Raw genomic sequence first — 23,451 nt, 5'->3', positions numbered from 1 at the left:
AAACAGCACGGGTTCACCCCCGCAATACAGACATGAAAAAGACCATCAGCATCAATATAAGTGGCGTTATCTTCCACATCGAGGAAGACGGCTACGATAAACTGAAAAGCTATCTGGCAACGGTTCAGCAGTATTTTTCGACTTATGAAGACAGCCAGGAAATTATCACCGACATCGAAAACCGCATCGCCGAAAAATTGCTGGGTAAGCTGAAAGCGGCTGACAAACAGGCGGTTTCGCTCGAAGACGTGAACGAACTCATTGCCGCTATGGGCACCGTAGCCGACTTTGAGGCTGTAGAAGAGGAAGAGGTTTTAGTAACCAACGGTGGGCGCAATTCAGCCACAACGGCAGGCCGGTCGGCAACGGGAGCGCAAAGCGGCCCAACCGCCGGAGCCTATGGTTCACAGACGGGCGCGGGCGTTGGCGAACAACCCCGCCGACTCGTACGCGACCTGCGTCGGAAAACGCTGGGGGGCGTAGCGGCTGGTCTGGCCTATTATTTTAACATGGACGTCGTGTGGATACGGCTCATTTTTGTGGCGTTGGTGGTGGGGCTGCCTGCCCTGCTCGGAGCCAGTGGGGGCGATGCGTCGGGTGGTCTGAGCGGCTTTACCGTGCTGGCCTACATTGCCATGTGGATTGCCCTGCCGGGAGTAATGACCATCGAGGAAGATAAAACCGTCAAGAAATTTTACCGCAACCCCGACGACGAAGTACTTGGGGGCGTAGCATCGGGTATTGCGTCGTATTTCGGTATCGACACGGGCATTGTCCGGTTGCTGTTCGTGCTGGGTATCGTGTTCTTCGGCGTCGGTTTTCTGCTCTATATCGTACTCTGGATCATTGCGCCACAAGCCAATACGCTCACCGAGAAAATGGAAATGCAGGGCCGACCCATCACGCTCTCGAACATCGAGCAAAGCATTAAACAGAACCTGAATATCAACGAAAATCCGCAGAATGAAAGTACGCTTACCCGCATTCTGCTGTTCCCGTTCCGGGCCATTGCCACCGTTATTGGCGGGTTGAGCAGCGCGTTGGGGCCGTTTCTGAACGGGGTAGTAGCCGTGATCCGGGTGTTTGCCGGTATTATGCTGCTGGTGATTGGTTTCGCGCTCATGATTGCGTGTCTGGCCTTTCTGGGCGCGGCCATCGGGCTGTGGTCCAGCACGGCCATTGGCTCTGGCGGTTTCCCAACCGAACTGATTCGTGCCGACGTGACGCTGCCGATGGTGCTGGCGGGCTTTGCATCGGGCATTCTGCCTGCCTTTGGCATCGCTATTCTGGGCGTTATGCTCGTTACGATGCGTAACGTTATCAGCAGCCGCACGTCGCTCACACTGGCGGGTATCTGGTTAGTTAGTCTGGTGGCATTTTTTGGAATGGCTTCGCCGGTAATCAACAGCTTCAAACGCCGGGGAACGGTCGAAGAAACGAAGGTGCTGAACGTAGCCGGAGCCGTGCCAACTTTCGCGCTGAACGACACTGAAGACGAGTATGAAGACTGGGGTACGCGTCCGTCTATCGAACTGAAAGGCTACGACGGCACGACCATCAACCTCATCCAGCGGTTTCGGGCGCAGGGCAGCACCCGTTCTGAAGCTCAGGAGAACGCCCGGCAGATAACGTATCAGTATACCGTAAAGGATTCGGTTGTGACCTTTAACGACGCGCTGGAGATTCGGAAACGCTTCCGGGGACAGGATTTGGACATGACCATCCAGATTCCCTACGAAAAACCATTCCGTATGACTGCCGAGTTTGCCCGGTATATCCGCAATGTGTTCGGTGAAAAGGAGTTAGACCGGATGCGGGCCAGTTTGTGGAAATTCAGTAAAGTACCCGATTCAGACCGCGACGAACTGATCTGCATTAACTTTCCCCGCGAAAAAGACCGCAGCGACGACAGCGAAGACAACGACGTAACCGACCTTACCGACGACGTACAGAACGCCGTTGCCAGCGAACTCGGCGACGATTTCGATGAGATAGGCGAACATACGCGGCAGTTCACCGTTGGCAAATTCGCTAAAACTGACGTGTCGGGCGCGTTTGTGGTGCGCTTCCGCAAGGGCGATGCCTACAAAGTCGTGGCCGATGGTCGGGAGGAAGATCTTGAAGACGTAAAAGTAGACACGAAAGGCAATACGCTGGAAGTGTACATCGACCGGCAACGCCTGTTCGACTGGGGCAACCGCAAACGTATTGGTCTGACCATCACAGTGCCGCGCATCGAAGAACTGAAACTGTCGGGGGCGTCGAAAGCTCAATTGACGGGATTTGGCAAAGCCGATAAACTGAATATCGAGATGAGCGGTGCCTGTCGCACGGTTTTCGATGGCGACGTTGATAAACTCTCGATTGACCTTACGGGTGCATCGAACGCCGTGTTGCGGGGCCGGGCCGGGCAGTTGGATGCCGACCTGAGCGGAGCCAGCAAAATAGAAGCTACCAGCCTGCAAGTCGATAAAGCAACGGTCGATGCCAGCGGAGCCAGCCGTGCCGATCTCGGTAAGGTCGGCACGCTCGACTCCGAAACATCGGGAGCCAGCAAAGTAACGCGGCAGTAAAGAAGTGAAAAGTGTAGAGTGAAAAATGAAATAGCCGGAAGGCAACTTCTCACTCTACACTTTTCATTTTTCACTACTCGCCACTTCCTCCACTTTCGCTTCGTCGCGGGCAACTTCGTCGCGCTGCTGCCGGTTTTCGCGCTCGAAAACGCCCATCAGCACGATGAAGTACGACACCAGCAGCGGACCGATTACCAGGCCCAGAATGCCGAAAATAGGTACGCCCAGCACAATGCCGGCCAGTGTAACCAACGGGTGAATGTCGCCCATGCGCCTGGCGAGCATGATGCGTAGCAGGTTGTCGATGTTGGTAATCACGATGGCCCCCACCAGCAGAATACCGACGCCCTGCCCGGTGTTGCCCTGCGAGAGCTGAATCAAAGCGGCTGGTCCCCAGACAAGGGGCGTACCCAGCACCGGAATAAACGCCAGAAAAAACGCCACCACGCCCCAGAAGGCCGGGTCAGGTACGCCAAAAATCCAGAGCGTCAGTCCGGTCAAAATCCCCTGTACCAAACTAACCAAACCCTGCCCCAACACGTTGGCGTTCACGTTGTTCTTGAGCGATTCGCCCAGTTCGCGCTGCGTGTCGCGTTTGAAAGGCAGGTACTTTTGCAGACCATTATGAAACGCTTCGTTCTGCACGAACATAAAATACATCGTGAAGAACATCAGGCCGATAATGATAATGAAGTCGAGCAGGCCACCCGCCACCGACGGCAGCAACCGACTGGCATACGAAGCTCCCTGCTGCACAATCTGCCGGATGTTTTGCGGACTGGTAATCTTGAAGCCCGTCAGGTCTTCCCCTTTGTGAATCAGGTCCAGAATCTGCTGTGGGTTCTGACTGTACTGCTGAATCCGGTCGGCCAGCAACAGGCTCAGGGTCAGAAACGGCATCACAATGACCACGAACGAGAAAAGGATAAGCAGGGCAGCTACCAGCGGACGTTTCCAGCCCCGTTTCAACGCCAGGGCCGCGAACCACGGGCGGAGAACCACGTATAAAATGCCCGCACCCAGAAAGGCCGAAATGTAGTTTCGCAGCCCTACGATCATGAACCCGGCAATGATGATCAGACTGGTAATGAGCAGAATACGCTGTTGCTTAGGCGTGTAAATCGTATTGTTTATCATAATTGGTGACGTGTTGAGTATACGCTATAAACCTGAAAAGGGATGCGAAATGTTTAACGCTCAGCATTCTGTTGCGCTCAGGGCCAGTCCGGCTTCGGAAGTTTCTTTGTATTTGGTAGACATGTCGCGGCCTGTGGCTTTCATCACTTTTATGACGGCATCGAGCGAAATTTTCTGGAACGAAGCCGCCCCCGACGTAGCCAGCAGAAAGGCGTTATAGGCTTTCACGGCACCCATTGCGTTGCGTTCGATGCATGGAATCTGCACGTAGCCACCAATGGGGTCGCAGGTCATGCCGAGGTGGTGTTCGATGCCAATTTCGGCGGCTGCTTCAATAGTCTCAATCGAGCCGGTGGGCTGGGCGCAACGCGTCAGGAAAGCCGCGCCCATTGCTGATGCCGTGCCAATCTCGCCCATGCAGCCCATTTCTGCGCCCGAAATGCTGGCGTTGTGTTTCACCAGAAAACCAATCATGGCAGCCGCCAGCATACCGGCCCGCAGCGTGGCCCGGTCATAATGAAAATGGTGCCTGGCTAAGTATGTAAGCCCCGGAATCACACCCGACGCGCCCGACGTTGGAGCCGTTACGACAATGCCGCCAGCCGCGTTTTCTTCCGATGCGGCCAAACAGTAAGCATTCAGGAAAATCAGGAAACTGTCTGATGAATTAGCCATCGTTTTGGCTTGCTGGTACAGCACCGGAGCCTTCCGGCTAAGCCGAATCGAGCCGGGCAGTATGCCTTTATGTCGCAAACCCCGCCGAACGGCCTTGTGCATGAACTCGAGCAGTTGATCAATTCGGGCATTGATGTCAGCGCGGGTGCGCCCTGTCAACGCCATTTCGTTCGCCATCAGCAGGTTATCGAGCGAAAGGCCGTTTTTGAGATGTGCTTTCAGCTCGTTCATCGTGCTGTATGGATACGGCACCGACGCGGCTACCGGGCCATTTTCCGGTTCACCTTTGCGGATGATAAACCCGCCCCCGATGGAATAATATTCTTCTTCGGCCAGTGTCTGTTCGCCCGCTGTGAGCCGCAGCACCATCGTATTTGCATAAGGCGAATCGTAGCGTTTGCGCTCAAAGTGAAGGCTATGCGGCCCAACATGAATCGGCTCATCGCCCACCATCACGGGGTACGTAACAGTCGGGTCTTTGAGCAGGGCGAGGAGCGCAACAGGGTCGGTGGTTTCGGGTTGCCAGCCCAGCAGACCAGCCACTACGGCGCGGTCGGTGCCATGTCCTTTGCCGGTCGCGCTGAGCGAGCCATAGAGGTGAATGTGAATGGCACTGGCTTGCTGCTGCACCCCGGTAGGCAGTTGCCCGATTCGCTGGCGAAAATCGAACGCGGCTTTCATCGGACCAATCGTGTGCGAACTCGACGGCCCCGGCCCAATTTTAAACAAATCGAAGACAGACGTAGTGATGACAGACATTACTTGTAAATAAAAGGGAGAAATACCTATGAAGATACGTGAAATAACCCGTTGACTATCAGTAAAGTGATGTCGTATTTTGACTAAGTTACCGTTACGGCTGGGTTTTGCCTATGTGCTGATGGTACACGGACGATTCTTCACTATTAATTCGCCAGAATTATGTCTTTTTACCTGCTCCCATTCATCTGCCTGGGTATTTACGCAGCCGTAAAATACCTGTTACTTCCGACACTGGAACGCATGCAGTCTGTTTCGGCGTCGAAGCAAATTCTGAAACAGGTAGCGGTGTCATCAGTGCATACCATCAACTCGTTTGTTTTGTTGGCCGCTATCCTTTACGCAGCATTGGGGATTCTGTTTGTAACGGCCCGGTTGCTGGCCGGAGCCGGGTCGGTGGGATTTGTTGGAAATATGCTTCATCTGTTCGATAGTGTAAACAAGGCACTAAGTTTCATCACCGATAAACCCTATTACAGTTTTCTGGGTTTCAGCGTTTTATTTGTCGCGTTTTGTGCGGCTTTATATCGCAACTACAAAATACAATACAGTAAACAATTTGACCAGAAAGCAGCCGCTCTCGCCGAAGGATTTCATCAGGGGACTATACCGTACACCGAATTGCCGCCTACGTCAGACATGCAGGCAATTCAGGAGCGGCTACAGCAATATTCCGACTATTTGAACTATCTGCGCGAGGAATATAAACAGAATCCGTCGCCCGAATTGGCTCAAAAACTCAAAGATGGTGAAGAATTGGTTGGTATATACAGCCAGGCATGGTATCAGTTCGATATTTTTCGGCGGGTACAACTCGATACTGTTACACCCGATAGGCAGTCATCGCTCAAAGACGATGTGTTCTCTTTCCTGGTGAGCAGAGGGTTTGTAGATACCGTTACCTCTCTTACCGGTACACTCTCGAAGGTAACATTGGCCTGTACGCTGGTGTCGTTAATTACCATACAAACCTTACAGGGCAGTCGGCTTATGGCCGATCAGTTGGGCGAAACGTATCTGACCAAAAAATTAGAAGAAGCCCGCAGTTCGTTCGAAGAAACAGTAAGCCGGTCGGCAGCACCCCGCACGGTTACGAAAGAAGACGAGATTGTATTAGACGAAATGGCCTCCGACTACGAGTTGCTGTTTGCCAATAGTCTTTTTGAAAAATCGCCTGCCGACGAAGCCGCTACGTTTCGAGTACGGTCGCTGGTAGTGCGTCAGCAAATTTTGGACGCCTTCGTCAAACTGGCGGCCAACCGCAGCAATAACCCTGACTTCGGCACTCAGCCCGATATAGCCGACAGCTCATACTACGATATTACCATACCCGAAGAACGGACAGCATGGCGGGCCGTTCAGACCTATACACGCCTTGAGTCGGCATCGGCTTCGTTAGAACGTGCGTTCGAGACAAGTAGGCGGCAAACCACCGCAGAGCCAGTCAGGCCAGTTGGCGAAACGATTCGCCGGAAGCCGAAAACGGCAACGGGCGAAGCCTTTAAAGCCCGAATGCGCCGGGATTTTGCCACGCAATCGGATATTTTATGGACGCAGGCGAAGAAAAATTTTGCCGCTTATAAGGCGTCATTCCATGAAACAATTCCGCTTCATGATCTGCGGGGCCGTCTCTTTACCGAGGCTATTGGGAAAATTATCGAACCTGACTTCAAACTGGTTCAAAATGAAACTATCGACAAAATCATCAATGATCTGGTTGGCGAAGCGCAGGGAGAACTGATTAAAAAAGCGAACGATAAGCTGACGTATGAATTCATGGATATGATGGCGAAGGGAGAAGCATACGAAGATATTGTTCGGCGGTTCAATGACCTGACGCCATCAGAAACGTTTGGTGGAAACCACCGAGCTGCTACCATGCGATCAAGTGTGCCAAAACTACCGGCGGGCCTTGCCGACGCTATTGCTGATCATCATCCGCCCAGCCTGAAGCCGAACGCCAGACCTGTTAATGCAACAGCCGCCGAAGAAGCATTGAAAAATCTTGGTGGCGGTACGCTAAACGAGCGGACTACGGCGGCTCTGAACTCATACGAAGATTTTTTTCCCGGTCAGATTGGCTCCGATTCACGGACGTCGGCGGGCAAACTGCGTGCGTCGCTGTTATCGGGAACTGATACCCCGGAGCAACTACTTATAGCATCGGCAGATGAGTATATACCTGCGGGCGGGGGTGGAGGTGGTGGAATCGGTACTGGCGGGGGTGGAGGAGGAGGTCGTAGTATGAGCAGGTCCAGAGCCTCGTTTGTGCGTTCCCGCAGCTATATTCGGCTACGCGGTTTCAGCCGGATTGGGGGCGTACTGATTGGAAAAGAACCCGATAACAGCCACGCAACCGCTAAAGAAACGGGTGCCGATTTTGTCAATCTATCCTGGCACGAAACCGGAGGCAACCTTACGATTTACCTCCGAAATCGTGATAGTTCGGTTGTGCGGGTAGGCACATACCCCAAAGCGATTGTGCAGCAGGCATTAGCTTATGCCGCCGATGGCCGGCTTACAACTGTTACTATGGTTACGGTGCCGCCGGTGGCTCAACTGAAAGTGCTGCTACACCCGTCGCTGGTAAATAGTCAGTTAGGGCTGACGGCTATGGACTTAGACCGATTGGTGGATACGTTCCAAAGTCCTGAAATCGAGCGGGCACGTGAGCGTGTTCAGGTATGGGGCGAACTGTACCGGACGGCTTATCTGGAGCGAACGTTAGCCGCCTTCCCGGCAGTGAGCCAGGACGTTGATAAGCAAAAATACATCGATCAGCTTCGCCAGGCTCAACAGGCTCGCTGGACAGCACTGGAAGGTGCCTGGCCTGAACTACGTTCGGTTATGCCCGCCGACCAGCCGGACCAGTATCCGTTCCGGGAAAAAGCCGCCTACTTTGATCTGGATTTGCTGGATGGCATCCAGCAGGCTATGCGAAATACTACTACGTTTCAAGTATTCAAACAGGCTGTGATTGCCAGCTTTAGTGCAGAAGCGGAGAATGGGCAGGAGCGTGACCCGTTTGGAAGCGAGTTTGAAGTTTGGTCGGGTGTTCGCGAACAGAAATATAGCGTTGATAAAGAACTGAGTTTTCTACAAAATAAGCGCTTAAATCCGTATTACCCGCTCGATTTCATGGTGCAGGTTGCTTTTACGTCGGTAACCAATCCAAACGGCCTAACGGCTGAGACCGACGAAGAGCCAACGGATAACAACCCCTGGCAATTTCCCACACTTGCTAACAGGAATGCTGTGAATGATGCCGTTATGCGCGGAGTAGCCCAGAATCAGAAATATAGCCCGGTGCTGGGCGATATGCAGCAGTTTACCCAATTGCAACGTGTTTTCAGGTTAGCTTTCCGGGGACAGTTAGGTTATGATTTCCCGTTAGATGAATTACTGAATTTATTGCGGTCTACAAATGGAAGCGTTCCGCGCGTAAACACGCCGGAGTGGAACCTGAATCCCAACGCCTACATGGCAGACATGTCCCGCAGCCGCAATAATGCCGATTTGGCTCAATTGATTCAGGCACTTGGCGTGTATCGTCGGGAAGAAGAAAACAATTGAATTATAGTTGTACAGGCTTGATGGATCGTGCCTACCGATCCAACGCCCGAATCTGCGCCAGATACTCGGTCGGTAGCAGTGCCCGCTGCACCACCGACCGCAGCCGGAGTACATTCAGCAGTTTGTACAGGCCGATGGTATGCGAAAGTAACGGCTTCGGTGGTAAGTTCAATAGCTGACCAACCTGTTGTGGTACAAGTAGTGCCTGCGCCTGCCGGAGCAGATCGTATCGCCAGTTGCCCAACTGGTCGCGGTAACGTTGAAACAGCCGGTCGGTAAATTCGCTGCGAGCCAGGTCGCGGTTCAGGTGGGTTTGCCGGTCGGTTTGCCAATCGGCGTAGGAACCGGGCAAATCGGGGACGCCCATGCCCGCGCCCACAGCCCGGAAGGTGCTGAACAATTCATCTTTTTCGGATAGGGTTAGCGGTCGGTGCAGCGTTTGAAAGGCCCGCTCAGAATAATCGATGAGCATGTACAGCACGTCGCGGTAGGCCCAGTCGGGAATTTGATACCCTCGTTTCTGTTCAACCCCTGCGTGAATGGTTGCCATTCGGGCAATGGCCTGTCGGGCGCGGTCGTCGGGGGCAAACACGATTTCCTGTGCATACCGAACCGTCGAAAATAGCCGTGCAATCGGGTCGGCGGGGAGTTTACCCGTGAAAAAAAGCCAGTCAACGGCCCTGTTAAGCGCGAACTCAGCCGACGATCCGGCGAAGACCAGCAAAATCACGTCGGCGTCACCCCAAATCTGCCGAACAATCGAGCCGGGTTGAACAAAATAGGTCATTCGTTGTCAGTTGCTACATTGCTAAGACAACGAATTCAACGCGTCGGTTCTTTCGTTTGTTTTCTTCCGAATCATTGGGGGCGGCTGGCCGACTGTCGCCGTAGCCATTGGCGCGGAGCCGGGTCTCGGTAATGGCGTGGCGGGTGAGGTAGCTACGAATGACCTTAGCCCGATTTTCCGACAGCGCCTGATTCAGCCGTCGGTCGCCCACGTTGTCGGTATGTCCGGCAATTTCAATGACTACATTGGGCATTTGCCGGAGCGTTTTCGCTAATTTATCCAACTGCGGGTACGATTCGGGACGGAGTACGTAACTGCTCTGATCGAAATATACTTTATCAAGTCGAAAGACTTTGTTGACTTCCAGATTGCGAAAAATGCTGTCGGCTTTAGGGTCTTCTTTATCGAGCCGGATGGCGTAGCCATAGTCGGGGCAGGTATCGCACGAAACCACCATGATCTCTTCGGCTTCGTAATAGCCTTTGGCGTTGGCGATTACGTTGAGCGTATCGGTGCGGGTCAGCGTAAACGAAAACGGCCTGCCGGGCTGACTTTGCCCCACCCATTTCTGTTTGGCACTCAGCGCGCTGATGGTGAATGATGCGGGTAGATCGGTGCTGGTTTTAGCATCGACGGCGTTTATCACAAACACCGTTACCGGCTTTGAGGTCTTCGTTACCTGAGCATGAAGGGGCAACGTGCTGCTAATCAGTAAGATCAGAAAAACAAAGCGCATGTCGTTCGTATCAAAAAGTTCTGATACGAACGATATGCAAACAAAGTGCCAAGTCTGAATTAGTTTGTCTGCCTTTCTGGCGCAGGCAGTTCTTCTTTAAATGCCCACTACTGTTGGGCAACACTTGCCCGTATTGGTCTGGCTGGAAGGCGAGGAGGCAGGCTATCGGCTGGGTAGGCGAATAGCCAGAACTGCTCGTCGGTCACGATGCTCCCTTTAAACGAGATAATTGGTTTGAGACCCAGATACCGGGCCGAATCGTTGCTCAAGTACCCGCTAAACACCAGCAGCGCGGGTTTCCGACCCACCTCTTTGGTCATGTTCGTAGCAATCGTAAGCGATGGCAATCCGTTGTTCACCCGCCACATAATGAAGCCGTTGTGTTGTTTCGCAGTAGGATAATACATTCGGAAATCGGGTAGGTGAGCGGCCACGTTCTCAACGGCATAATAGGTATGCCCAGCCCGGAACCAATCGCGCTGGGGCGACTGACGGATGTACTGAGCCGTGGCGCGGGCCATCGAAAACGGGTACTGCCAGTCGGCCAGCAACGCCACCACGGTGGTTAGTATATGAACGCCCAGCACCACTGGCACGAGCCGGTACGCCAGCGTTTCGTTTCGCTTGAGCACAAGGGGCTTTGGCCGCAGGTCAGCCAGATAAGGCTGTATCCACAAGCAAATAATCAGTGCCAGAAACTGGTGTCCGTGATGCCGCAACGATCCTCTATACTGCGAAAACAGGACAATCTGGATTGCCAGACAAATCAGCACCCAGCCCAGCAGGGCCAGCCGACTCCGAAACAGAGGGAGTATAATGGCGTAGCCCATTGCGGCCAGCAGGCTCAGCCCAATAGCTCCCTGTATAGTTTTGTTGGTCTTGTTGCCGATTATGTCGAGCAGGTCGCCATTCCAGAAATGATGAAAACTGTCGGGGAGGGGTAGCAAAGCCTGCTTCAGCGAATAAAGAGTTGCCAGGGCGTTGAACAGTGAGCGGTCGCCATGAACGACCATCGGGAAACTAAGATCGTCGGGCGGAAGCAGGTCAATGTACGTGAGCAACAGGCTGCCGCCCGCCAGTATTGCCCCGCCGACATAATAGGGCCAGTTGGTTTTCCAGACGTCTTGCCGGTAGATGAGCAGTTCGAGCCAGAACAGACCGTACATTCCCAATCCCAGCAGCAGCGCAAACAGGTTGGTTTGCCAGAGCAGTGCCAGCAGCAGGCACCAGCCAATGTGAACACCCCGCTCGTACCGGCGCGGAAACAGCGCACACAGCCCGAAAAGCAGCAGCACACCTACCGCATAATTACGGGCTATAACGGCGTATTCGTAGACAAAAAAATATCCAAATAGCAACAGTACCCGAACAACCCACGGAAACGACGACCGGGTAATGAGCAAATAAGCACTGCCCATTGCCAGCAAACCATGCATGACCTGAACGGCCACCCACGATTGGCTCAGGCTTTTCAGCCCATACAGCAACACGTACCAGCCGCCGGGATGCCCTTCATATCGCTTATTCCAGAATAAATCAGCAATGGATGAACTATGCTGCGCAATCAGCCACGAATGGGTTTCGTCGCGCCAGGGTTCGTGGTGCCAGGCTCCGAACAAGAGCAGGAGCGCGTAACAGAGTAGTACAAAGACTACTGAAAAACGAACAGGAAATGATGTAGAGGAGGATAGAAGACGAATCATATAGCCAACGAAGGACGTTGGCAAATATAAAAAAATGCCTAACCCAATTACACAAAAAAGAGTCAGCTCGTGTGAACTGACTCTTTTTTGTACTTAGTTGATTTTCAGCACCGCCATAAACGCTTCCTGCGGAATTTCGACGTTGCCGACCTGTCGCATTCGTTTCTTGCCTTTTTTCTGCTTTTCGAGCAGTTTACGCTTCCGCGAAATATCGCCCCCGTAACACTTTGCCAGTACGTCTTTACGGAGTGCTTTCACCGTTTCGCGGGCAATGATTTTCTGGCCGATAGCCGCCTGAATAGCAATCTCGAACTGCTGACGGGGTAATAATTCGCGCAGCTTTTCGCAGAGTTTTTTGCCCCACTCATACGATTTCGAGCGGTGAACAATGGCCGACAGCGCATCGATTTTATCGCCGTTGAGCATTACGTCGAGCTTCACCATGTCCGACTCGCGGTTGTCCATAAACTCATAGTCGAGCGAGGCATAGCCGCGTGAAATGGTCTTTAGCTTGTCGAAAAAGTCGAACACCACTTCGGCCAGCGGCATTTCAAATTGAAGCTCTACGCGTTCGGCGGTCAGATATACCTGATTTTTCAGGATACTCCGTTTATCCATACATAGGCTCATAATGCCGCCCACGTATTCCGACTTCGTGATGATCTGTGCTTTGATAAACGGCTCTTCGATGAAGTCGATATAATTCGGTTCGGGCATTTCCGACGGGGCCGACACGCTCATAATTTCGCCTTTGGTGGTCATCACCTCAAAGCGCACCGATGGCACGGTCGTAATGACGGTCATGTCGAATTCGCGTTCGAGCCGTTCCTGCACAATTTCCATGTGCAACATACCGAGGAATCCGCAGCGGAATCCGAAGCCCAAAGCCGCCGATGTTTCCGGTTCCCAGACTAAGGCCGCATCGTTAAGCTGAAGCTTTTCTACAGCCTCGCGCAAATCTTCGAACTCGCTGGTTTCCACGGGGTAAATGCCTGCGAAAACCATCGGTTTTACCTCAGAAAACCCTTGAATGGCTTCTTTGGCGGGGCGGTCAAACTCGGTAATGGTATCTCCTACTTTGACCTCACGGGCTACTTTAATCCCCGAAATCAGATAGCCCACGTCGCCACATTCAACCACATCCTTTGGTTCTTTGGTCAGGCGGAGCGTGCCGATTTCGTCGGCAATGTATTCTTTGCCGGTATTCATGAATTTCACCTTATCGCCTTTGCGAATGCGGCCATTTTTGACCCGGAAAATAACTTCGATACCCCGGTATGAGTTGAAGACCGAATCGAAGATCAGGGCTTGCAGTTCGCCGTCGGGGTTGCCGACCGGAGGGGGCACCCGCTCAACAATGGCGGCCAGGATTTCCTCGATGCCAATGCCTTCTTTACCACTGGCCGGAATAATATCGTCACGTTCGCAGCCGAGCAGATCAACCATCTCATCTTTAATTTCTTCGGGCATGGCACCGGGCAGGTCGATCTTATTGAGTACCGGAATGATAACCAGATTGTTATTCATTGCCAGATACAGGTTCGAGATCGTTTGGGCTTCGGTTCCCTGCGAGGCATCGACCAGCAGCAAAGCACCCTCACACGCTGCAATCGACCGCGATACCTCGTAGCTAAAGTCAACGTGGCCGGGGGTATCGATGAGGTTGAGCGTATAGGTTTCGCCTTTGTAGGTATAGTTCATCTGGATGGCGTGGCTCTTGATGGTGATGCCGCGTTCGCGCTCCAGGTCCATATCGTCGAGTAGCTGGGCCTGCATATCGCGGGCACCAACCGTGTTGGTAAATTCGAGTAACCGGTCGGCAAGTGTACTTTTGCCGTGGTCGATGTGGGCAATGATGCAGAAATTGCGAATATGTTTCACGCGTAGGAAACGATAGGTCTGTGTCTGTTAAACCACAAAACTACGCAAAAAACTCCGAAGGGGGATGGAACACGGATTAAACGGATGCAACGGATTGACACAGATTTCTTTATAAATTAAACGACACAATCCGTGTTTATCTGTGACATCCGTACAATCCGTGTTCCCCTTCAAATCAGTTCCATCAAAAAAACAAACGCCGACCTCAGGGAGACCGGCGTGTCTGATTACACTTCATCAACAAACTAAAAACCAAATGCTGTAGGAGGGGGACTCGAACCGCCCACGGTGCAGTTAGCCACAGTACAAATCCTGGTGGTCAACCCCAGTCGCCCCGGAAGGCGGCATTATGCTGCGTTTATCCCTTATCACCACCCCCGAGACAGGAGGGCACGTCTGCCAATTTCGACACCCTACAGTGTGAGACGTAAAGACATCAAGAAGACCGGCGTGTGACCCCGCTCGATCAACTTGACAATGCAAAGTTAATAGGGAACAAAGTGTATTTGCAAATTTCGTAGCAGTATTTCTTAAAATTTATAATTCATCTAAAAAAACAGTATTTTTGTTGATAATCATGTAAAACGTTGGAAAAATGACCGAGAAAAATTTAGAAATTGATAACGCAGACGTAAAGAAAGTTGATGTTACTGACCTGAAAATCCTGAATCTACTGATGCAGGATGCCAATATGGCTTACACGGAGATTGGTAAGCGCATCTTCGTGTCGGGCGGTACGGTACACGTGCGTATGAATAAGTTAAAACAGATGGGCATCGTGCGCGGGTCGCAGTTGGTTATCGATCATACTAAACTCGGATGGGACATCAGCGCGTTTCTGGGCATCTACTTGGACAAAAGCTCATTGTATGCCGAAGTGTCGAAGCAGTTGGAAACAATTCCAGAGGTAGTGAACATTCATTACACAACGGGTATTTACAGCATCTTTGCCAAAATTGTTTGCCGTGATACGCAGCACCTGCGCGAGGTCTTACACGATAAGATTCAGAAAGTTAGCGGCATTCAGCGAACCGAAACCTTTATCTCGCTCGAAGAAAGCGTGAACCGCCCCATTCCGTTTGGGGAATAAATTGTTTGTCTGTTTGGTTGTAGAATCACGAATCTGCAAGAAACAACTTCATAACTGGTTATAAATGACAATTCATGCAACAACCGTAGTCGGCATTCGGCACAACGGGCAGGTCGCGCTCGGTGCCGACGGGCAGGCTACGATGGGAAATACCGTTGCCAAAAGTAACGTCCGAAAAGTGCGCGTACTGATGGGCGGTAAAATTCTGGCTGGTTTTGCCGGTTCAACCGCCGATGCGTTTACGCTCATCGAACGCTTTGAAGAAAAACTGAATGCCTACGGAGGCAACCTGAAACGGGCGGCCATTGAACTGGCGAAAGACTGGCGCACCGACCGCTATCTGCGTCGGCTCGAAGCGATGCTCATTGTGGCATCGAAAGACGATCTGCTGCTTATTTCAGGCACAGGAGATGTAATCGAACCAGACAACGAGGTGGCAGCTATCGGCTCCGGCGGCATGTATGCCCAATCGGCAGCATTAGCTCTGAAAAAACATGCCGCCAACCTGACTGCCGAAGACATGGTGCGTGAAAGTCTGCATATTGCCGCCGACGTGTGTATCTACACAAATCACAATCTGGTGGTCGAAACGTTGTAAAAGAAGCCGCGTGCTTTTTTTATATTTGTAGCCTACCTCTGTTATCAACGCTATGATGAACCTGCTGCGCAGTTTTCCAGTCCCGATGAATCGGCGAATTGCGCTCGGGTTTCTGGTGGCTATGACACTCATCGCGATGGGCTTTGCACTATCGTTCTATAGCTACAACCAATACCGGAAAGACCGTGAGCTTATTGAACATACGCAGCAGGTAATTGGGCAGTTGGAAGACATACTGTCGGCCATGAAAGACGTTGAGACGGGAGCGCGCGGCTATATGATTAGCAATGATACCCTGTTTCTGGAACCTTATCGGCAGGCATTACCCAAACTGCCCACTATGGTTGACCGGTTGCAGCAACTCGTTTCCGACAATCCGATTCAACGAAAGCGTGCCGATTCGCTGGCGAAGCTCATCGACGATAAGCTGGAAATATCGGCCCGGCAAATCCTGGAGACAAGTCAGCAAACAACGGCTTTGCAGACGACATACCTGCGAATCGGCAAAATCAGAATGGATCGCATTCGGGCTTTTACGGCTCGAATGACCGAGTATGAGCGCATCCGAATCAGCGAACGCTATCAGCAGGCCGACCGTTCGTACCGCAATACCACCCTACTGATCTTCATGTTATCGGTACTGACGTTTCTGGCATTGGCCGCTTCATATCGGTTGCTCGAACAGGAACTGGCCCGGCGGCAACGAACGGAAGATCAGCTACGAAGCTATGAAGCACAGTTGAAAGAGCAAATCCGGCAACTCGAAGCATCGAACGAAGAACTTGAACGGTTTGCCTTTGTTGCCAGTCACGATCTTCAGGAACCGCTCCGTAAAATTCAATCGTTCAGCGATTTGATTATGGATCGGTATGCCAATCTGTTTGATGGCGACAGTCGACTGTTCATGAGCAAGATTTCGGGATCTGCCGAACGAATGTCGAAGCTGATAAAAGATTTGCTGAATTTTTCGCGCATATCCACGCATCGGGAAAGCGCAAAGCCGGTTCGGCTGGATGAAGTAATTCAGCGCATCTTAGACGATCAGGAACTGCGTATCAAAGCCCGGCGTATCGACGTTCAGGTAGAACCGCTACCCATGATTCAGGCTGTACCCAGCCAAATAGATCATTTGTTTGCTAACCTGATCTCAAATGCCATTAAATTTATGAAAGCTGACGGACAGCCCCGTTTGCAGATTCGCGCAACGGCTGTCGACGGCAGTCAGTACGCGCAGGCAGGACTAACGCCGGGCCGACGCTATTTCGAGATTTCAGTGGAAGACAATGGCATCGGTTTTGATGAGAAGTATATTGAACATATATTCAAAGTTTTCCAGCGATTGCACGGAAAAAGCGAGTATGAAGGCACTGGCATCGGTTTAGCCATCTGCAAACGCGTAGTTGTTTATCATCAGGGCTATATTACCGCACGTAGTACGCCCAAACAAGGTACAACCTTTGTGGTTGTACTACCTGAAAGCCAATCCATTTTAGATTATGACCGAACAATCACCGGCGAAGTCCATTCATATATTGCTGGTTGACGACGACGAAGATGACCGCTACCTGACGCGTGAGGCTTTTCATCAGCACTATCCGGCCAGCCGGATTTCATTTGCGGAAGATGGGGAAGATCTGCTCGATTTTCTGCATTACAAAGGGCGTTATGTAGGAGCGGCTCATGCGTTACCTGAACTCATTCTGCTCGACCTGAATATGCCCCGCAAAGACGGGCGTGAAGTGTTGCGCGAAATTAAAGCCAACGAACGCTTTCGCCATATTCCAGTTGTCGTGCTGACTACCTCCGACGCTAAAGACGATGTTGAGACGTCATACTACAACGGAGCCAATAGCTTCATTACAAAGCCGCCGACTTTCCAGCGGCTCAGCGAAGTTACCAAAGCCATCGGCCAATATTGGTTCAATGTCGTCACCGTTTGCGAACACGAGGGGGAGTAGTGAAAAGTGAGAAATGCATAATGAAAAGTGTTTCAGTGATAGACCAAGAGCTTACCTGTACACTTTTCACTTGCCACTTTTCTCACTTACCACTACTTCTTTCCCACTCAGCCCCACAAGTCCCACAAACACTTTCTCCAGTTCCTGGGTAATGGTGCGGTTTTGGCCGGGGGTGAATTTGTTGACTAAAACGCAGAAACACATCGGTTCGCCATCGGCGGCTGTGAAGTAACCCGCATAGGCCCGCACGCCCTCGATTGACCCGCTCTTGGCACGGATGTTTCCGGCTGCGGCTGTGCCCCGTGCCAAACTGCGCACCGTACCGCTCTGCCCTACTATCGGGATGGTTTCGTAAAAAGCCGAGTACGCCTTCTCGCGACTCATGGCGGCCAGAAGCCCCGTCATATTATCGGCGGTGAGTGCTCCTACAGTCGAGAGGCCACTGCCATCGCGGATGCGGAAACCATCGAGATTGACGCCCTTGCTTTTCCAGAAGGCTGTCAGCGCGTCGATGCTGGCGGGTGTCGACCGAACCGATTTGTCGAGGGCCAAAGCCGCCGTGCGCAGCAGAGCCTCGGCGTAAAGATTTATACTCTGAAAATTGGTTTGCTGCGCCAGTGAACTCAGTGGGGGTGAGGTTTGCCGCGCAATTTCTACCCGTTTGCCGTTGCCGGTCAACGCATCGGGCAAGCCGCCACCTACCGAAAGGGGGCCGTTGCTGACGGTTATTTTCTGTTGAAGCATCGCCTGTTGCAACATATAAGCCGTAAAAAAAGCTGGGTCGGGCAACGAACCTTTTACGCTGAATTCGTTGGCGGGTTCGCCCATCGGCACCTTGCCCGTCAGCCATTGCTGATTCATGAACGGAACCCCGTAGATAGTTACCTGATCGCCCGTGTTGGCGGCATCGGTCGTTACGGTATTCCGGTAACTAAGGTAGGGCAGGGGCGGATCAAGGCGCAGAACTTCGGCGGGGCTACCCACCGTTTTGCCGGGCCGGAAAAACACCCGATACAAATTTTCATTGATATTCAGCGCACTCAGGCTGGCTCCGTAGTAATTACCCAGATCGCCAAACGGCCAGGTGTCGGGGGTTGTAATGTCGCCATACAGGCTGGCATCGCCTACCACCCGCCCCTGAACCCGCCGAATACCAGCCTGACGCACGGCTGTGGCCCAGCGGTTCATCAGCGTTGCTATATCGTCATAGCCAGTAAAACGCCAGGTGCCGAGCGAAGGATCGCCCGTGCCGCGAACATAAATATTGCCCGTCAGCACACTATCCTTAATGGTGCCGTCGTATTCGAGCGTAGTAGTATAGGTGTAGGTGCTGCCCAGTACGGCCAATGCGGTGGCCGTGGTGATGAGTTTGAGCGTAGAGGCTGACGGCAGACTCTGACGGGCGTTGTAGCCGATGAGTTCGGTTCCGTCGCGCAATCGCCGAACCGACAGGGCCACCGTGCCGAAACGGGCCGCCGGGCCACCCTGAAACGCTTCGACCTGCCGTAGCAGTTGCTGCGTGGCTAACGAATCGGGCGGGGCCGCAGGCAGGGCGTAGCCTTGAACAGTGCTGGAAAATGTAGTGAGACGTAGTAATATATCAACAAATAAACAGAATTTAATTTGGCTCATAAGGCGCATTTGATAACGGTTAGGCGATTCGGGTCGTATTCGTTACTTTTGCAAACTTACGGAATTCGGACTACCTAACTTGTGTTCTATTAATCTGTATTGTTTAGCAAAATCAAGAGTTCGGAATCTACGTTCTAACGCATGAAAGTATCGTTTTTGGGGGCGGCCCGGCAGGTGACAGGTAGTATGTATTTACTGGAAGTGGCCGACGACTACCGTATCCTGATAGACTGCGGGTCGGATTTGGAGCGATCCTCCTCAAACGGCCAGCCTGCCCCGGCAACTCCTCATGGGAACTTCTTCCCGTTTGAGGCTTCAAGTATCAATTTAGTATTGCTGACCCACGCCCACGTCGACCATTCGGGTAACTTACCTAACCTCTATCGGGAAGGTTACGAAGGTCAGATTTTGTGTACCGAACCTACCTTCGCACTCACCAACGTGTTGCTGAAAGATGCGGCTTCTCTCAATCAGAAGCGTATCAATGAACTGAATGCCAGCAAGAAACAGCGCGTGAGAGAGCGGCAGGCGCAGATGCAGAAAGATTTGTATCTCGACAAGCAGGTTCGCGACGCCATGGAAGGCGTGGTGCCGATTGCTTTCAACCGCAAGTTTCGCGTTACGGAGGGCGTTGAGGTAACGTTCATTCCGGCGGGGCACCTGCTCGGCGCGGCCCATATCCTGATCAGCGTAGTAGAAAACGGCGAACGTAAAAGCATTTGCTTTTCGGGCGATATTGGCCGCAAAAACTACCCCCTGCTGGTTGATCCAGCCCCGGTGCCGCCAGTTGATTATTTGGTCTGTGAAAGCACTTATGGCAATCGGCTGCACGAGAATACGCAAACCCCTGAAGATGCACTGGCCGACGTAATTCAGCGTACCTGCATCGACATTCCCGGTCGGCTCATTATTCCGTCGTTTAGCGTGGGGCGCACGCAGGCACTGCTCTATACACTCAACCGGCTTTATACAGAACGCGACTTCCCGCCCATCAAAGTCTTCTCCGACAGCCCTATGGCGTTCGAGAGTTCCAAGATTTACATGCAGCACGTCAAGATGCTGAGCGGTGAAGCCAAAGCGTTCTACAAGGAGAACGAATCCTTGTTCGATTTTGAAAATTTCCAGTTTCTGGAATCGTCAAAAGCCAGCAAGGCCGTCTCGAACTATGGCGAACCCTGCATCATTATTTCCTCGTCGGGAATGGTGCAGGGCGGGCGGGTTGAGTACCACGTAGCCGAAAATATCAGCAATCCGTATTCAACCATTCTGATTATTGGCTACTGCGCCGAAGGAACCCTCGGCTGGCGGCTGCTCAATGGTCAATCTACGCTGACAATCAAAGGGAAAGAGCATCAGGTGCTGGCGAATATCGAAAAAATCGACGTGTTCAGCGGCCACGGCGACCGCGACGACCTGCTTGAGTTTATAGGCATGCAGTCGCCCGAAACACTTAAACGTATTTTCCTTGTACACGGCGAGTATGGCAGCATGGAAGCCTTCCGCGATACCCTCGCCGAAATTGGCTACCCACAGGTTGTGATACCGAAGAAAGGAGAAAGTTTTGTTTTATAGTGATGAGTGATGAGTGATGAGTGATGAGTTTGCTGGTGCCAGCGCAGGGTCAGTAAATTCATCACTCATCACTCATCACTCATCACTCATCACTACAACCGATGAGAACGTACCTTGACTTTGAAAAGCCCATTGCCGACCTCGAAGCGCGGCTGGAAGAAACCAAGAAACTGGCGCAAAGCAGCAATGTTGACGTTAGTGGAGCCGTAGATATACTGGAGCAGAGCATCGACAAACTGCGGCAGGAAATTTTCCAGAACCTTACCCGCTGGCAACGCGTACAACTCTCGCGCCACCCCGACCGACCTTATACGCTCGACTATATCTCGCTCATGTGCGATCAGTTCATCGAACTCCACGGCGACCGAACCGTGCGCGACGACCTGGCGATGGTAGGCGGCTTTTGTGAAATTAGCCGCAATGACGGACCGGGTCAAACGGTTATGATTATCGGACAGCAGAAAGGGCGTAATACCAAGCAGCGGCAGCAACGCAATTTTGGCATGGCGAACCCTGAAGGCTATCGTAAAGCCCTGCGCCTGATGAAATTAGCCGAAAAATTCAATAAACCCATTATCACACTCATTGATACGCCGGGCGCATTTCCGGGGCTGGAGGCCGAAGAGCGGGGGCAGGGCGAGGCCATTGCCCGCAACCTGAAAGAAATGTTTATGCTCACCGTGCCCGTTATCTGTATCATTATCGGCGAAGGCGCATCGGGTGGGGCGTTGGGTATTGCTATCGGCGACCGGGTGATGATGCTCGAAAATACCTGGTATTCAGTGATTTCGCCCGAATCCTGCTCGTCAATTCTCTGGCGTAGCTGGAATTTTAAAGAGCAGGCCGCCGAAGCCCTGAAACTTACGGCCCGAGACATGAAAACGGCCCGACTCATCGATGGCATCGTTGACGAACCCCTCGGCGGGGCACACAACGACCACGTGGCAATGGCTCACCAACTCAAGACCGTTATTCTCGACACCCTCGCCGAACTCAACGCCCTGACGCCGGAAGAGCGCATCAATCAGCGCATCGAGAAGTTTTGCGATATGGGCGTTGTCCTCGAATAAGCCCCGCCTGTGTCAGGCAAATTCAGTCATTCTTTCCGAGATACTACCGTTTGGAGCGCAGGAGGTTGTGCTCCAAACGGTGTCCGCCTACTCAATGAAGTGACCATTGGAAAGTAGAAAGTCATAGATTTCAGCTAATCAATAGTTTATTGTGAAAGTCGACCCGCCGAAGCGGAGCAATTCGGTGAAGCCAAAATTGTCGAAATTTTAGCCTTAACCAGTCAGGGATAGTCTGTTGAGGACATTTGCCGTCAGTACAACATCGCAACCGCCAGCAGCGCGAATTGATTAAAGGGTAGGATGGGGCGGCTTCACGGCCTTAGCCAATGAGCTGGCAGCAAGTAACTTTCGGGTGGGAGCGGCTTTGAATCTCGGTCAGTACGCCGTGATAGTCCTATGAAAAAACTGCTCCTTCTTCTTTTTCTTACCACCCATCTGCTGGCCCAACCGGCGCAGCAGCCCGTTAAAGTCATCGTTTCGCCCGACCGGGCCGACTGGCTCTATAAACTCGGCGAGCCGGCGCGGTTTACAGTAGCCGTTTACCAGAACAACGTGCTGCTGAAAGGAGCTAAAGTCCGCTACGAACTGGGGCCGGAAAAGATGGACCCCACCAAAAAAGAAACAACTACCCTGCGCGATGGTACCCTCATGCTCGACGGCGGTACGATGCGGACGGGCGGGTTTCTGCGCTGCACGGCCACAGCAGAAGTCAATGGTAAAGAGTACCGCAGCATGGCAACGGCGGGCTTCGAGCCGCTGACCATTAAGCCCACCGTTGAAAACCCCGCCGACTTTCAGGCGTTCTGGGATAAAGCTAAAGCCGACCTCGCTACGGTGCCGCTCGACGCCAAACTAACGCTGCTGCCCGACCGCTGCACGGCCACCGTCAATGTCTATCACGTAAACATTCAGAATCATGCCGAACCCGTCTGGAACAACGCGAAGGCCCGGCTGTTCGGCATCTTGTGCGTTCCCAAAGCCGAGGGCAAGTACCCCGCCCTGCTGAAAGTGCCGGGTGCGGGTATCCGACCCTACAACGGCGACGTAGCGATGGCTGAAAAGGGCATTATTACGCTCGAAATCGGCATTCACGGCATCCCGGTCAACATGGACCCGTCGGTGTACGTAAACCTGCAGGCCGGGCCGCTCCAGAACTACCAGAACATCAACCTCGACGACCGCGACCGTTATTATTACAAGCGGGTCTATCTTGGCTGCGTGCGGGCCATCGACTTTCTGACGACTTTGCCGCAGTACGACGGGCAGAACCTCGCCGTAACGGGCGGCAGTCAGGGTGGGGCGTTATCGATTATCACGGCGGGGTTAGACAGTCGTGTGAAATGGCTCGGCGCGTATTACCCGGCTTTAGCCGACGTAACGGGCTACCTGAACGGGCGGGCTGGCGGGTGGCCGCACCTGTTTACGGGCAGTGCGCTGGCGTTCAATAACAAACCCGAAAAAATCAAAACCGTTGGGTATTACGACGTTGTGAATTTTGCCCGCTTAGTCAGCGTGCCGGGTTATTATTCGTGGGGCTTCAGCGACGAAACCTGCCCGCCCACGTCGATGTATGCCGCCTACAACGTGATTGCCGCGCCCAAAACACTCGACCTGTCGCTCGACACCGGCCACTGGACTTACCCCGAACAGGTCGAACGCATGAACAACTGGCTGGTGGCCCGGCTCAAAGGCGAACGGTAGTCGACT

The 23,451-nt window shown here is 52.7% G+C and carries 16 protein-coding genes; 9 read left to right on the top strand and 7 right to left on the bottom strand.

Translation table 11 applies throughout. The features are described 5' to 3' along the window. The first annotated feature begins 32 nt into the window (after positions 1-32). Positions 33-2,573 carry a GIN domain-containing protein gene (locus AWR27_RS09135; RefSeq protein WP_077130888.1) on the top strand — a complete coding sequence of 847 codons (2,541 nt, stop codon included), beginning with the start codon at positions 33-35 and terminating at the stop codon, positions 2,571-2,573. Between the two features lie 63 nt (positions 2,574-2,636). Here the strand turns inward: AWR27_RS09135 and AWR27_RS09130 are convergent, their stop codons facing one another. Further along, positions 2,637-3,710 carry an AI-2E family transporter gene (locus tag AWR27_RS09130; protein ID WP_077130887.1) on the bottom strand — a complete coding sequence of 358 codons (1,074 nt, stop codon included), beginning with the start codon at positions 3,708-3,710 and terminating at the stop codon, positions 2,637-2,639. Between the two features lie 60 nt (positions 3,711-3,770). Then, positions 3,771-5,144 (bottom strand): L-serine ammonia-lyase, encoded by a 1,374-nt coding sequence (locus AWR27_RS09125; RefSeq protein WP_077130886.1) that lies wholly within the window; start codon positions 5,142-5,144, stop codon positions 3,771-3,773. Between the two features lie 162 nt (positions 5,145-5,306). Between AWR27_RS09125 and AWR27_RS09120 the strand changes: the two genes are divergently transcribed. Continuing rightward, positions 5,307-8,717 (top strand): hypothetical protein, encoded by a 3,411-nt coding sequence (locus tag AWR27_RS09120; protein WP_077130885.1) that lies wholly within the window; start codon positions 5,307-5,309, stop codon positions 8,715-8,717. Positions 8,718-8,748: 31 nt separating this feature from the next. Here AWR27_RS09120 and AWR27_RS09115 read toward each other — a convergent pair whose 3' ends face one another. The 4 genes from AWR27_RS09115 to lepA form a co-directional block, all read right to left on the bottom strand. Then, on the bottom strand, positions 8,749-9,504 hold the full coding sequence (locus tag AWR27_RS09115; protein ID WP_077130884.1) for an oxygenase MpaB family protein: 756 nt from the start codon (positions 9,502-9,504) through the stop codon (positions 8,749-8,751). A 13-nt stretch (positions 9,505-9,517) separates the two neighbouring features. Then, positions 9,518-10,240, bottom strand: coding sequence for an OmpA family protein (locus AWR27_RS09110; RefSeq protein ID WP_077130883.1), 723 nt, complete (start codon positions 10,238-10,240; stop codon positions 9,518-9,520). A 107-nt stretch (positions 10,241-10,347) separates the two neighbouring features. Next, positions 10,348-11,943: a hypothetical protein gene (locus AWR27_RS09105; protein ID WP_157579181.1), complete on the bottom strand. Its 1,596-nt coding sequence runs from the start codon at positions 11,941-11,943 to the stop codon at positions 10,348-10,350. A 93-nt stretch (positions 11,944-12,036) separates the two neighbouring features. After that, entirely contained in the window at positions 12,037-13,824 is a 1,788-nt protein-coding gene (lepA, locus tag AWR27_RS09100) for a translation elongation factor 4 (protein ID WP_077130881.1), read from the bottom strand. Between the two features lie 595 nt (positions 13,825-14,419). Between lepA and AWR27_RS09095 the strand changes: the two genes are divergently transcribed. From AWR27_RS09095 to AWR27_RS09080, 4 genes are all read left to right on the top strand, one after another. Next, positions 14,420-14,914, top strand: coding sequence for an Lrp/AsnC ligand binding domain-containing protein (locus AWR27_RS09095; RefSeq protein WP_077130880.1), 495 nt, complete (start codon positions 14,420-14,422; stop codon positions 14,912-14,914). Between the two features lie 64 nt (positions 14,915-14,978). After that, the gene (gene hslV, locus AWR27_RS09090) at positions 14,979-15,512 is read left to right on the top strand and encodes an ATP-dependent protease subunit HslV (protein ID WP_077130879.1); all 534 of its coding nucleotides are present in this window, start codon (positions 14,979-14,981) and stop codon (positions 15,510-15,512) included. 52 nt (positions 15,513-15,564) lie between these two features. After that, complete coding sequence (locus AWR27_RS09085) at positions 15,565-17,055, top strand: sensor histidine kinase (protein ID WP_232326015.1); 1,491 nt, start codon at positions 15,565-15,567, stop codon at positions 17,053-17,055. Next, positions 17,009-17,470: a response regulator gene (locus AWR27_RS09080; protein WP_077130878.1), complete on the top strand. Its 462-nt coding sequence runs from the start codon at positions 17,009-17,011 to the stop codon at positions 17,468-17,470. Before AWR27_RS09085 ends, AWR27_RS09080 begins: the two co-directional genes overlap by 47 nt. A 66-nt stretch (positions 17,471-17,536) precedes the next feature. On the opposite strand, the gene dacB is transcribed toward AWR27_RS09080, so the two are convergent. After that, on the bottom strand, positions 17,537-19,102 hold the full coding sequence (dacB, locus tag AWR27_RS09075; protein WP_232326014.1) for a D-alanyl-D-alanine carboxypeptidase/D-alanyl-D-alanine endopeptidase: 1,566 nt from the start codon (positions 19,100-19,102) through the stop codon (positions 17,537-17,539). A gap of 141 nt (positions 19,103-19,243) precedes the next feature. On the opposite strand from dacB, the gene AWR27_RS09070 reads away from it, so the two are divergent. The 3 genes from AWR27_RS09070 (at position 19,244) to AWR27_RS09060 (ending at position 23,445) form a co-directional block, all read left to right on the top strand. Next, positions 19,244-20,674 (top strand): MBL fold metallo-hydrolase RNA specificity domain-containing protein, encoded by a 1,431-nt coding sequence (locus tag AWR27_RS09070; RefSeq protein ID WP_077130876.1) that lies wholly within the window; start codon positions 19,244-19,246, stop codon positions 20,672-20,674. A gap of 101 nt (positions 20,675-20,775) precedes the next feature. Then, on the top strand, positions 20,776-21,744 hold the full coding sequence (locus AWR27_RS09065) for an acetyl-CoA carboxylase carboxyltransferase subunit alpha (RefSeq protein WP_077130875.1): 969 nt from the start codon (positions 20,776-20,778) through the stop codon (positions 21,742-21,744). A gap of 396 nt (positions 21,745-22,140) precedes the next feature. After that, entirely contained in the window at positions 22,141-23,445 is a 1,305-nt protein-coding gene (locus tag AWR27_RS09060) for an acetylxylan esterase (RefSeq protein ID WP_077130874.1), read from the top strand. Positions 23,446-23,451: the final 6 nt, after the last annotated feature.

This window comes from Spirosoma montaniterrae (genome assembly GCF_001988955.1).
GTDB lineage: Bacteria > Bacteroidota > Bacteroidia > Cytophagales > Spirosomataceae > Spirosoma > Spirosoma montaniterrae.
The sequence above is the reverse complement of the archived record's forward strand: the minus strand, read 5'-3'. Positions and strand labels throughout refer to the sequence as shown.

Coding starts and splice junctions, on each gene's coding strand:
- AWR27_RS09135 (WP_077130888.1), top strand. CDS start 33: ATGAAAAAGACCATCAGCATCAATATAAGTGGCGTTATCTTCCACATC.
- AWR27_RS09130 (WP_077130887.1), bottom strand. CDS start 3,710: ATGATAAACAATACGATTTACACGCCTAAGCAACAGCGTATTCTGCTC.
- AWR27_RS09125 (WP_077130886.1), bottom strand. CDS start 5,144: ATGTCTGTCATCACTACGTCTGTCTTCGATTTGTTTAAAATTGGGCCG.
- AWR27_RS09120 (WP_077130885.1), top strand. CDS start 5,307: ATGTCTTTTTACCTGCTCCCATTCATCTGCCTGGGTATTTACGCAGCC.
- AWR27_RS09115 (WP_077130884.1), bottom strand. CDS start 9,504: ATGACCTATTTTGTTCAACCCGGCTCGATTGTTCGGCAGATTTGGGGT.
- AWR27_RS09110 (WP_077130883.1), bottom strand. CDS start 10,240: ATGCGCTTTGTTTTTCTGATCTTACTGATTAGCAGCACGTTGCCCCTT.
- AWR27_RS09105 (WP_157579181.1), bottom strand. CDS start 11,943: ATGATTCGTCTTCTATCCTCCTCTACATCATTTCCTGTTCGTTTTTCA.
- AWR27_RS09095 (WP_077130880.1), top strand. CDS start 14,420: ATGACCGAGAAAAATTTAGAAATTGATAACGCAGACGTAAAGAAAGTT.
- hslV (WP_077130879.1), top strand. CDS start 14,979: ATGACAATTCATGCAACAACCGTAGTCGGCATTCGGCACAACGGGCAG.
- AWR27_RS09085 (WP_232326015.1), top strand. CDS start 15,565: ATGATGAACCTGCTGCGCAGTTTTCCAGTCCCGATGAATCGGCGAATT.
- AWR27_RS09080 (WP_077130878.1), top strand. CDS start 17,009: ATGACCGAACAATCACCGGCGAAGTCCATTCATATATTGCTGGTTGAC.
- dacB (WP_232326014.1), bottom strand. CDS start 19,102: ATGAGCCAAATTAAATTCTGTTTATTTGTTGATATATTACTACGTCTC.
- AWR27_RS09070 (WP_077130876.1), top strand. CDS start 19,244: ATGAAAGTATCGTTTTTGGGGGCGGCCCGGCAGGTGACAGGTAGTATG.
- AWR27_RS09065 (WP_077130875.1), top strand. CDS start 20,776: ATGAGAACGTACCTTGACTTTGAAAAGCCCATTGCCGACCTCGAAGCG.
- AWR27_RS09060 (WP_077130874.1), top strand. CDS start 22,141: ATGAAAAAACTGCTCCTTCTTCTTTTTCTTACCACCCATCTGCTGGCC.